Origin of the sequence: Dechloromonas denitrificans, assembly GCF_020510685.1 — a bacterium.
Classification (GTDB): Bacteria; Pseudomonadota; Gammaproteobacteria; order Burkholderiales; family Rhodocyclaceae; genus Azonexus; species Azonexus denitrificans_A.
This window is the reverse complement of the sequence record NZ_CP075185.1, coordinates 1,067,063-1,078,012: the sequence shown is the minus strand read 5'-3', so window position 1 is coordinate 1,078,012 and position 10,950 is coordinate 1,067,063. Positions and strand designations below refer to the sequence as shown.

Genomic DNA, 10,950 nt, shown 5'->3' with positions numbered 1-10,950 from the left:
GCCTTACGCCCCGGCGATCAGTATCAGATGCACCCGGCACGGCCCGTGGGCGCCAAGGACGATGGTTTGCTCGATGTCGCCGGTGCGTGACGGACCGGAAATGAAATTGATCGCCCGCGGCAACCTGTCGCGTTCGGTGCGCAGCAGCGCAAAGGCATCTTCCATGGTGGCGACGATGCGCGACACCGGGACCAGGGCAATATGGGTTTCCGGCAACAGACTGACCGTCGCCGGCGTCTGCGCGCCGGAGAGCAGCATCAGCGTGCCGGTTTCGGCAATGGCGCAGAAACAACCGGAAATCCCGACGCGGTCGGCATCGACCGCCGGCCGGGCGGCGACGGCAAGACCACTGGCCGCCCAAGGAAGGCCGGCGAGGTCCGGGCTGATCACCGCCTGCAGACCAAGGCCGCCGGCCGCCAGATAGCGCACCACGGCAGCCGGCGCGGCATCCGCTTCGACCACGCTATCGACGCTGCTCGCCAGGCTTTCCGCCTTGGCCTGAAAACGGACCGCCAGTTCGTTGCCGATGCTCGGCTGCGGGCCACAGGTCCGGCCGGCCAGATAAGCTTCGGCCACCGCCCGGCGGGCGGCGAAATCGTCCTTGCCGACGCCGGCCCGGACGCGTCCGAGAATTTCGTCCTTGGCGCTCATATCACCCGATTCTGCGGCGTGCCGGCGACGAAAGCTTCGATATTGGCGATCAGCTGGTCGGCCAGCGCCTGCATCGCCGGCCGACTGGCCCAGGCGACATGCGGTGTGAGCAGAAAATTGGGCAGCGCCAGCAATTCCGGATCAACCATCGGATGCCCGACCGGTGGCGGCTCGGCGCTCAGCACGTCAAAGCCGGCGCCGCCGATCCAGCCCTCCTTCAGCGCCCGGACCAGGGCCGGCTCGTCGACGATGCCGCCACGCGCGGTATTAATCAGCAGCGCCGAGCGCTTCATCTGCCGCAATTCGGCTTCGCCGATCAAGCCCAGGGTTTCCGGCATCAGCGGGCAATGCAGGCTGATCACGTCGGCCTCGGCGAGAACCTCCGCGAAAGCCGTGTAATCCGGCCGCACGGCCGCGGTCGCCCGGCGTTCGGCACGCAACACGCGCATGCCGAAGGCTTCGGCCAGGCGAACCACGCCATTGCCGAGACTGCCGCTACCGATCAGGCCGAGAGTCGCACCGTGCAAGTCGCGAATCGGATGATCGAACAGGCAGAACTGCCCGGACTGCTGCCAGCCCCCGGCCTGCACCGTCGCACGCCAGGCGAACAGGTTGCGCGACAGCGCGAGGATCAGCGCCAGCACATGTTCGGGCACGGTGTGTTCGGCATAGCCGCGAATGTTGCTGACGACGATGCCGCGGGCCTTGCAGGCATCCAGATCGACGATGTTGGTGCCGGTCGCCGCGACCGCCACCATTTTCAGGTCGGGCAGCGCGTGCACTGCCGCCGCCGGCAAAGGCACCTTGTTGATGATGGCGATGGTCGCCCCGGCCAGCCGGTCGACGACCTGTTCCGGCAAGGTTCGCGGATACTCTTCCCAGACATGGGCGAAAGATGGGCGCCGCACGTCGGCGATCATCGATGCGCTCTCCAGGTAGACGATGCGCTGCATCAGGCCGGCAACATCACATACGGTGTGCCGGCGGCATCGGCAATCGCCCCAATGTCCACGCCGAGCGCCGCGTTGCCGCGATAGACCAGGCGATCGATACCGGCGGTGCACAAGCCGTCGATGGCAGCGGTATCGCCCTGCAGCAGATTGAGCACGCCGGCCGGCCACTCGGCGCGCGCCGACAGCTCGCACAGCGCATAAGCCGCCGACGGGGCGCGCGGACTCGGTTTGACGACCACCGTGGCACCGGCCATCAGGGCCGGGGCAATCACTTCGGCAATATTGGCCAGCGGGCGCGCGGCATCGGTGACCAGCGCGAAGACGCCGGTTTCGCCCACCGCCGCCCCGCGCAATGCCACGACCGCGGCGGCCACCTCGGCGAGGGCAGCGGCTTCGTCGATGGCGACGTCCTGCATCAACAACTTGGCGAAATGGCCGGCGTAATTCTCCAGCGCATCGGCCAGCTTGGCCAGGCAAACGCGACGCGGCGCCAGGCCCATCTCGGCCCAGGTCGTCTGCGCCGCCCGCGCCGCCGTTACCGCCGCCGTTGCTTCGTTTGTCCCGCACAACGGGACACGGCGAAGGGATTCGCCGGTCGTCGGATGGGTCACGTTGTAGAACGATTCGGTAACGGTGAGAAAGGCGTGGCCATTGATCCACAAGGGGATGGCCAGCGGGCCGTCGGGGGAAAATTCCATGCTCAGACTCTCTTTCTTGCTGCGTAAAGTTCGTGAAAAGTCCGGCCCGACGCCACCGGCAGATCGCGTCCCGCGGTCCACGCCGGCGCCAGGCCAAAAATTCGAATGCGCCCACTGCCCTCGGCCAACCAGTCGAGATAACGCGCCGCCCGCCGGGCCACCCAGCGATACAGGGCGGGCCGCCCGGCCACCCAGGCCCAGGCCTTGAGCGCCAGACGTTCGGACCACGGGCGCAGGCCGCGCTCATTCTGCTCCTCGCGCAGCCGGCGCATCAGCTCGGGCAGCGGAATCCTGACCGGGCAAACGACGCCGCACTGGTTGCAGCCGGTCGATGCGTGCGGCAGGTCGAGCGCGTTCTCGATGCCGGTATACAGCGGCGTCAGCACCGAACCCATCGGCCCCGGATAAACCCAGCCGTAGGCATGGCCGCCGAGCGAAAAGTACACCGGGCAATGGTTCATGCAGGCGCCGCACCGAATGCAGCGCAGCATGTCCTGGTACGGCGAGCCGAGCAGCGCGGCGCGGCCGTTGTCGACCAGGATGAAAACAGTCTTCTCCGGGCCATCGCTGTCGCCCGGCTGCTTGGTCCCGGTCAGCAGCGACACATAGTTGGAAATCGTCTGGCCGGTGGCCGACCGCGGCAGCAGGCGCATCAGTGTCGCGAAGTCCTGCAGCGTCGGGACGATCTTCTCGATGCCGGTAATCACCACATGCACCTTGGGCAGCGTCGTCACCATCCGGCCGTTGCCTTCGTTGGTGACCAGCGCCGCCGTACCGCTTTCGGCGATCAGGAAGTTGGCGCCGGTAATCCCCATTTCGGCGCTCAGGAAATGCTGGCGCAGCACGCCACGCGCCTCGCGCGCCATCGCCGGAATATCGACCGACGAACGGGCCTCGACCGGCCGGCCGTGCTCCTTGGCGAACAGCGCCTCGACTTCGCCTATCGTCTTGTGCACCGCCGGGGCGATGATGTGCGAGGGTGTCTCCCCGGCCAATTGGACGATGTATTCGCCGAGGTCGGTTTCGACGGGCCGAATGCCGGCAGCGGCCAGCGCCTCGTTCAGATGCGCTTCTTCCGAAAGCATGGATTTCGACTTGGTGGCCTTGGTCACGCCATGCCGGCGGGCCACGTCGATCACCAGATCGCAGATTTCATCGCCATCGCGGGCCCACAGCACTTCCGCCCCGCTGGCCCGGGCCCGCTCCTCGAAGATGTCGAGCCAGACATCGAGATCGCGCAGCACGCGGTTGCGGATCTCCTCGCTGGCCAGACGCAAGGCTTCGAATTCGAGGCCGTCCTCGGCCAGCGCCGCGATGCCCTTGGCGCGCTTGCCGACGAACAGCGGCTTGGCTTTCTGCAGGGCCTGCTGGAGAACCTTGTCGCGCACCTTGGCCCCGGCTCGCGCCTGGAAGAACATCGCCTGCGAGTGTTTCGCGCCGGCCATCAATTTTCGCTGCCGCCAGCCAGCACTTCGGCGATGTGCAGAACCCGCGTCGTTTCGTCGCCGCGGCGGCGCAAACGGCCTTCAATGTTCATCAGGCAGCCGAGGTCGCCACCGACCACCGCAGCGGCGCCGACACTAGCAATCGAGGCGCACTTGCGGTCGACGATCTGCGTCGACACCTCGCCGAACTTGACCGAGAAAGCGCCGCCAAAGCCGCAACACTCCTCGCAATCCGGCATCTCCTGCAGGCTCAGGCCGCGCACCTGCAACAACAGTTGCCGCGGCTGCTGCTTGATACCCAGCGCCCGCAAACCCTTGCATGAGTCGTGATAGGTCACCTGGCCGGCGAATTCGCCGGGCGGTGCAGAAAAATGCAGGACATCGGCGAGAAAAGCCGTCAGCTCGAAGCAGCGTTCGGCCAGCGCCCGGGCCCGCGGCCCCCAGGCCGGGTCATCGGCAAACAGCAGCGGATAGACATTGCGCAACTGGTCGGTGCAGGAACCGGAAGGAATCACCACGTAATCGTAATCTTCCAGCTCGGCGATCGCCTTGCGTGCCAGATCGATTGCTGCACTGCGATTTCCCGCACTCCAGGCCGGTTGACCGCAGCACGTCTGGCCCTCCGGAACGATCACTTCGCAGCCGGCCGCCTCGAGCAGGCGCAGGCTCGCAAAGCCGATGGATGGACGCATCAGGTCGACCAGACAGGTGACGTAGAGGGCTAAGCGCATGCTAATATTGCGGCGCACAAGAAAATAAAGTGGCTAATGCTACTCAAACGGCACCAATAAAGGAATCCAGTTGTCTGAAGCTGCCAGCGGGCCGGTCAAAAATCCCGGCTCCATCCAGGTCATCGAGCGCATGATTTCGCTGCTCGACGCGCTCGCCGACTCATCCGAACCGGCCAGCCTGAAGCAACTGGCCGCCGCGACCGAACTCCATCCGTCGACCGCCCACCGCATTCTCGCCGCAATGAGCAATGCGCGCTTTGTCGAACGTCAAGACGCCGGCACCTATCAGCTCGGCATTCGCCTGCTCGAACTCGGCGCCATCGTCAAATCGCGCATCAACCTGCGCGAAGTGGCACAGCCCTTCATGCAGGAACTGCACGAAAAGATCGGCGAGGCGATCAACCTCGGCAGCCGCCACGATGACGAAATCGTCTATCTCGAACGCACCTCCTCGGGTCGCTCGCTGGTTCGCGTCGTCTATCTCGTCGGCGGCCGCGCGCCGCTGCACCTGACCTCGCTCGGCAAGCTGTTTCTGGCCGCCGATGGCGCCCAGAAAGTTCGCGACTATGCCAAGCGCACCGGCCTGCCCGGCAAGACGCCGCACTCGCTGACCACCCTCACGGCGCTGGAAAAGGAACTCGACAAGGTGCGCCGGCACGGCGTCGCCTACGACGACGAGGAGGCCGAACTCGGTCTCAAGTGCGTCGCCGCGCCGATTCACGACGATGAAGGCAATGTCGTCGCCGCACTGTCGGTATCCGCCCCGGCCGACCGCCACGACCCGAACTGGGCCGATCAGGTCAGGCAGGCGGCTGATGCCGTTTCGCACGCCCTCGGCTACACCCGCCCGAAAAAATAAAGGCCGCCCTGCGGCGGCCTTCAATCGGCAGTTCAGGCCATCAGGCCGGGCGACGTTCCTGGCTCAGGCTGGCACTTTCCATCCAGCGCTTGATCCGGTTGGCATCGCCGACGCGGGTCATCTTGCCGACCGAGTCGAGCAGCACGATGACCACCGGCTTGTCGGCGACCCTCGCCTGCATTACCAGGCAGCGCCCGGCTTCCGAGATATAGCCGGTTTTTGAGACACCGATTTCCCAGTTGTCGCTGCGCACCAGCGCATTGGTGTTGTGGAAATCGGTAATGCGCCCGTTCAATTCCACCTTGGCTTCAGCCGTCGTCGAAGCGGCACGGATTTCCGGGTAGCGCGCCGCCGCTGCAACCATCCGGGCCAGGTCATGCGCCGTCGAGACGTTGTTGCTGGACAAGCCGGTCGGCTCTTCGAAACGCGAGTTGTACATGCCGAGCGACTGGGCTTTTTTGTTCATGGCATGAACAAAAGCCGGCAATCCGCCGGGGTAATGCCGCCCAAGCGCATTCGCCGCACGGTTTTCCGACGACATCAGGGCGAGCAGCATCGCCGTTTCGCGGGTCATCGTCGTACCGACCGGCAAGCGGGAGCGGGTGCCTTTGAGGCCGTCGACATCCTCGCTGCCAATGGTGATCAGGTCATGCAAATCGAGCTTGGCATCGAGCACCACCATGGCCGTCATCAGCTTGGAAATCGAGGCAATCGGCAACACCGCATCCGACTGCTTTTCCAGCAAGGCCTGACCGGTATTCTGGTCGATGACCAGCGCCGAGGCCGAATAGAGGGCCAGGCGGCCCGGGTCGATATCGACCATCGAGACGCGGCGCACCGACTTCCGCTCGTTCGGCCCGACGTGCAAGGACTTGCCGGATGTCTTGACCTGGGTCGATTTGCCCAAAGACTTGGACGGTGCAGCGGCGGTCTTTTTCGGCGATGACTTGCCGACAGTTTTGCCGACTGCCTTTTTGCTTGTCTGCTGTTCAGTTTTCTTGGCTGCCACGGCCTGCGAAGGTCCGCCCAGCCCGGCGCTCAACAGCGCGCTGACCAGCAACGCGACTTTGATTTTCTGTTTCATTGACGATCTCCTGCGACTCCGGGAAATTGTATCCCAGTTTCGCAGGAGAGGGGGGAACATCAATTAAATTAATCAGATACAACAATAACTTAAAGAACTAATTTATACGGCATCGACGACCGTTAACGCGGTCATGTTCACAATCCGCCGCACCGTCGCGGTCGGCGTCAGAATATGAACCGGTTTGGCCGCGCCCAGCAGGATCGGACCGATGGTCAGATTGTCGCCGGCCGCCACTTTCAGCAGGTTGAACGAAATATTCGCGGCATCCAGCGTCGGCATGATCAACAGATTGGCCTGCCCCTTCAGACGCGAATTGGGGAAGGTGGCGCGGCGGATCTGTTCGTCAAGGGCCGCATCGCCGTGCATTTCGCCTTCGACTTCGAGTTCCGGCGCCCGCTGATTGAGGCGCGCGAGGACTTCGCGCATCTTCAGCGAGGTCGGCGTATCTTCGGTGCCGAAGGTCGAATGCGAGAGCAAGGCCACCTTCGGCTGGATGCCGAAATTGCGGATTTCCTCGGCGGCGAGCAGCGTCATGTCGGCCAGTTGCTCGGCGGTCGGGTCGTAATTGACATAGGTATCGCCAATAAACACTGTCCGTTCCGGCAACATCAACAGGTTCATCGCGTAATAGCGATCCAGTCCGGCCTGCGTTCCGATCACGCTCTGCACATATTCGCGGTGCGTTTCGTGGCGACCGAAAGTGCCGCAGATCAGGCCGTCGGCATAGCCGAGGTGGACCATCAACGAACCATACAGCGTCGCCCGGCGACGCACTTCACGACGGGCGTAATCGGGCGAGACGCCCTTGCGCTCGGTCAGGCGATGGTAGGTCTGCCAGAATTCGTCGAAGTGCTCATCGAAGAAGTCGCAATCGTCGCCATGGATGATTTCGAAATCCTCGCCTTCGCGGATGCGCAACCCGGCCGCTTCGATCCGCCGGGTGATTTCGCTGCGCCGGCCGATCAGCAGCGGCTGCGCAATACCTTCGTCGCGCACGACCTGGACGGCCCGCAGCACGCGCTCGTCCTCGCCTTCGGCAAAGACGATGCGCTTCGGCGCCAGCTTGGCCTGCGAGAAGAGCGGCTTCATGATCAGGCCGGAGTGGTAGACGAATTCATTGAGGCCCTGGATGTAGGCGTCCCAATCCTTGATCGGTCGCGTCGCGACACCGGAATCCATGCCGGCCTTGGCGACAGCCGGGGCGATCTTGACGATCAGCCGCGGATCGAAAGGCCGGGGAATCAGATACTCCGGGCCAAAGGGGGAAACTTTTTCGCCATAGGCCGAGGCGACAACCTCCGATTGCTCGGCGCGGGCCAGTTCGGCGATGGCCTTGACGGCGGCCATCTTCATTTCCTCGGTAATCGTCGTCGCCCCGACATCGAGGGCGCCGCGGAAAATGAAGGGGAAACAGAGCACGTTATTGACCTGGTTCGGATAGTCCGAGCGGCCGGTACAGATGATGGCGTCGCTGCGTACGCTTCTGACCAGTTCCGGGGAGATTTCCGGGGTCGGATTGGCGAGCGCCATGATCATCGGGTTGGCCGCCATCTTGGCCACCATTTCCGGCTTGACCACACCGCCGGCGGACAGACCAAGGAAGACGTCGGCCCCTTCGATCACTTCCGACAGCGTCCGGGCCTCGGTTTGCTTGGCATAACGCGCCTTGATCTCGTCCATTTCCTCGACGCGACCTTCATAGACGACACCCTTGATGTCGGTGACCCAGATATTACTGACCGGCGCCCCGAGCATGACCAACAGGTCGAGGCAGGCCAGCGCCGCGGCGCCGGCTCCGGAGGTGACGATCTTGGCGGTCGATAAATCCTTGCCGATCAGGTGCAGGCCATTGAGGATGGCGGCGCCGACGACGATCGCCGTGCCGTGCTGGTCGTCATGGAAGACGGGAATCTTCATCCGCTCGCGCAGCTTCTTCTCAATATAGAAGCATTCCGGCGCCTTGATGTCTTCGAGGTTGATACCGCCGAAGGTCGGCTCGAGCGAGGCGATGGTATCGATCAGTTTGTCCGGATCGCGCTCGTCGATCTCCAGATCGAAAACGTCGATGTTGGCGAACTTCTTGAACAGCACGCCCTTGCCTTCCATCACCGGCTTGGCGGCGAGCGGGCCGATGGCGCCGAGGCCGAGGACGGCCGTGCCGTTGGTGATGACGCCGACCAGATTGGCGCGCGAAGTCAAGGTGCTGACTTCGGCCGGATTGGCGACGATTTCTTCGCAGGCAAACGCCACGCCGGGCGAATAAGCCATCGACAGGTCGTACTGATTAGTCAGTTGTTTGATCGGGGTAACCGCAATTTTGCCCGGCTTGGGCTGGCGGTGGTAATAGAGCGCGGCTTCGCGCAATTGACGGGAATCCATGTCTGCCTCCGTTTTATATCGTGAAATGCAATTTCGAATCGCGAAAGATCATATCATGCATTGAAGGTACTTTCACCCCCGGTAGTCACGTAGCGCCACAAAGTCAAGTGGATGTAAACCCTGAGTTGAGGCATAATTATGGGCTTCCCAGCCGACGGCCTTCAGCCGCTATCAGTCTTGGTGGTGGCCCCCGGCGACTGGCGTTAAACCTAGCTATTTCAGTAACTTGGAGAGAGACACCCCATGACCGCACCGCTGAATGCACCAGATTACGTCAAACATGAAGGCCTGAAAAAATGGGTCGCCGAAATCGCCGCCCTGACCCAGCCGGACCGCATCCACTGGGCCGACGGATCGCAGGAAGAGTATGACCGCTTGTGTGCCGAAATGGTAGAAGCCGGCACCTTCATCAAACTGAACGAAGCGAAGCGTCCGAACTCCTACCTCGCCTTCTCCGATCCGTCCGACGTCGCCCGCGTCGAAGACCGCACCTACATTTGCTCCGCCAAAAAAGAAGACGCCGGCCCGACCAATAACTGGGAAGAACCCGCCGTCATGCGCGAAACCCTGAACGGTCTGTTCAAGGGCTGCATGAAAGGCCGTACGATGTATGTCATCCCGTTCTCGATGGGTCCGCTCGGTTCGCCGATCGCCCACATCGGTTTCGAAATCACCGACTCGGCCTACGTCGTCACCAACATGCGGACGATGACCCGGATGGGCAAGAAAGTCTTCGACGTGCTCGGCAGCGACGGCGAATTCGTCCCCTGCATCCACACCGTCGGCGCGCCGCTCGAGCCGGGCCAAAAAGACAGCAAGTGGCCGTGCAACCCGACCGTCAAGTACATCGTGCACTACCCGGAAACCCGCGAAATCTGGTCCTACGGTTCCGGTTACGGCGGCAATGCCCTGCTCGGCAAGAAGTGCTTCGCCCTGCGCATCGCTTCCAACATGGCGCGCGAACAAGGCTGGCTGGCCGAACACATGCTGATCCTCGGCGTCGAATCGCCGGAAGGTGAAAAATCCTACGTCGCCGCCGCCTTCCCGTCGGCCTGCGGCAAGACCAACTTCGCCATGCTGATTCCGCCGAAGACCCTCGACGGCTGGAAGATCACCACCATCGGCGACGACATCGCCTGGATCAAGCCGCGTGTCGACAAGGACGGCGTCACCCGCTTCTACGCCATCAACCCGGAAGCCGGCTTCTTCGGCGTCGCCCCGGGCACCTCGGAAAAGACCAATTTCAACGCGCTGGCCACGTTGAAGGAAAACATCATCTTCACCAACGTCGCGCTGACCGACGACGGCGACGTCTGGTGGGAAGGCCTGACCAAGCAGGCCCCGGATCACCTGATCGACTGGCAGGGCAAGGACTGGACGCCGGAAGACGGCAAGGCCGGCAAGAAGGCCGCCCATGCCAATTCCCGCTTCACCGCGCCGGCTGCTCAGTGCCCGTCGGTTGATAGCGCCTGGGAAGATCCGGCCGGCGTGCCGATTTCCGCCTTCATCTTCGGCGGCCGTCGCGCCACCACCGTGCCGCTGGTATACGAAGCTTTCAACTGGAACTACGGCGTCTACATGGCCGCCACCCTCGGTTCCGAAACCACCGCTGCCGCCTTCGGCCAGCAGGGCGTTGTCCGCCGCGACCCGTTCGCCATGCTGCCGTTCTGCGGCTACCACATGGGCGACTACTTCAACCATTGGCTGAAGATGGGCAAGACCGTCGATGCAGCGCCGAAGATCTTCTGCGTGAACTGGTTCCGGATGAACGAAAAGGGCGAATTCATGTGGCCGGGCTTCGGCGACAACATGCGCGTCCTGAAGTGGATCGTTCAGCGTTGCAAGGGTACCGTCAGCGCCAAGGAAACCGTGCTCGGCTGGATGCCGCAATTCTCCGATATCGACTGGACCGGTCTGGAAATCACCAAGGCCGAGTTCGATGGTCTGACCAAGATCGACGCCGATGCCTGGAAGGCCGAACTGGCCGGCCACAAGGAATGGTTCGACAAGATGGGCGAGAAGCTGCCGCGTGAATTCACGCTGAAGCGCGAGCTGTTCGAAATGGGCATCTTCAAGGATGCTGCCTGATCTTCGCCGCTAAGCTATGATCGAACGGCCACCTGCGGGTGGCCGTTTTCATTTGGAGA

Annotated in this window: 9 protein-coding genes; 2 read left to right on the top strand and 7 right to left on the bottom strand. The window is 63.1% G+C overall.

The genetic code is table 11. The features are described from left to right. Positions 1–3 precede the first annotated feature (3 nt). Genes KI611_RS05265 through KI611_RS05245 form a run of 5 tightly spaced genes read right to left on the bottom strand, consistent with a single transcriptional unit; the run spans position 4 to position 4,478 of the window. The gene (locus KI611_RS05265; RefSeq protein ID WP_226418776.1) at positions 4–651 is read right to left on the bottom strand and encodes a LutC/YkgG family protein; all 648 of its coding nucleotides are present in this window, start codon (positions 649–651) and stop codon (positions 4–6) included. Continuing rightward, positions 648–1,604 (bottom strand): D-2-hydroxyacid dehydrogenase, encoded by a 957-nt coding sequence (locus KI611_RS05260; protein WP_226418775.1) that lies wholly within the window; start codon positions 1,602–1,604, stop codon positions 648–650. Before KI611_RS05260 ends, KI611_RS05265 begins: the two co-directional genes overlap by 4 nt. Further along, positions 1,604–2,302 (bottom strand): aldehyde dehydrogenase family protein, encoded by a 699-nt coding sequence (locus KI611_RS05255; protein WP_226418774.1) that lies wholly within the window; start codon positions 2,300–2,302, stop codon positions 1,604–1,606. Before KI611_RS05255 ends, KI611_RS05260 begins: the two co-directional genes overlap by 1 nt. A gap of 2 nt (positions 2,303–2,304) precedes the next feature. After that, complete coding sequence (locus tag KI611_RS05250) at positions 2,305–3,747, bottom strand: lactate utilization protein B (RefSeq protein WP_226418773.1); 1,443 nt, start codon at positions 3,745–3,747, stop codon at positions 2,305–2,307. After that, positions 3,747–4,478, bottom strand: a complete 732-nt coding sequence (locus tag KI611_RS05245; RefSeq protein ID WP_226418772.1) for a (Fe-S)-binding protein — start codon at positions 4,476–4,478, stop codon at positions 3,747–3,749. Before KI611_RS05245 ends, KI611_RS05250 begins: the two co-directional genes overlap by 1 nt. Before the next feature lie 64 nt (positions 4,479–4,542). Here KI611_RS05245 and KI611_RS05240 point away from each other — a divergent pair, with 64 nt between their 5' ends. Continuing rightward, entirely contained in the window at positions 4,543–5,337 is a 795-nt protein-coding gene (locus tag KI611_RS05240; protein WP_413463946.1) for an IclR family transcriptional regulator, read from the top strand. Positions 5,338–5,377: 40 nt separating this feature from the next. On the opposite strand, the gene pbpG is transcribed toward KI611_RS05240, so the two are convergent. Both pbpG and KI611_RS05230 read right to left on the bottom strand, forming a co-directional pair. Then, complete coding sequence (pbpG, locus tag KI611_RS05235; protein WP_226418771.1) at positions 5,378–6,421, bottom strand: D-alanyl-D-alanine endopeptidase; 1,044 nt, start codon at positions 6,419–6,421, stop codon at positions 5,378–5,380. 102 nt (positions 6,422–6,523) lie between these two features. Beyond that, positions 6,524–8,803, bottom strand: a complete 2,280-nt coding sequence (locus tag KI611_RS05230) for an NADP-dependent malic enzyme (protein WP_226418770.1) — start codon at positions 8,801–8,803, stop codon at positions 6,524–6,526. A gap of 243 nt (positions 8,804–9,046) precedes the next feature. Here KI611_RS05230 and KI611_RS05225 point away from each other — a divergent pair, with 243 nt between their 5' ends. Further along, the gene (locus KI611_RS05225) at positions 9,047–10,891 is read left to right on the top strand and encodes a phosphoenolpyruvate carboxykinase (GTP) (RefSeq protein WP_226418769.1); all 1,845 of its coding nucleotides are present in this window, start codon (positions 9,047–9,049) and stop codon (positions 10,889–10,891) included. The last annotated feature ends 59 nt before the right edge of the window (positions 10,892–10,950 follow it).

Excerpts from the sequence above, each read along its gene's own strand:
- KI611_RS05265 (WP_226418776.1), bottom strand. The coding sequence starts at position 651 with ATGAGCGCCAAGGACGAAATTCTCGGACGCGTCCGGGCCGGCGTCGGC.
- KI611_RS05260 (WP_226418775.1), bottom strand. The coding sequence starts at position 1,604 with ATGCAGCGCATCGTCTACCTGGAGAGCGCATCGATGATCGCCGACGTG.
- KI611_RS05255 (WP_226418774.1), bottom strand. The coding sequence starts at position 2,302 with ATGGAATTTTCCCCCGACGGCCCGCTGGCCATCCCCTTGTGGATCAAT.
- KI611_RS05250 (WP_226418773.1), bottom strand. The coding sequence starts at position 3,747 with ATGGCCGGCGCGAAACACTCGCAGGCGATGTTCTTCCAGGCGCGAGCC.
- KI611_RS05245 (WP_226418772.1), bottom strand. The coding sequence starts at position 4,478 with ATGCGCTTAGCCCTCTACGTCACCTGTCTGGTCGACCTGATGCGTCCA.
- pbpG (WP_226418771.1), bottom strand. The coding sequence starts at position 6,421 with ATGAAACAGAAAATCAAAGTCGCGTTGCTGGTCAGCGCGCTGTTGAGC.
- KI611_RS05230 (WP_226418770.1), bottom strand. The coding sequence starts at position 8,803 with ATGGATTCCCGTCAATTGCGCGAAGCCGCGCTCTATTACCACCGCCAG.
- KI611_RS05225 (WP_226418769.1), top strand. The coding sequence starts at position 9,047 with ATGACCGCACCGCTGAATGCACCAGATTACGTCAAACATGAAGGCCTG.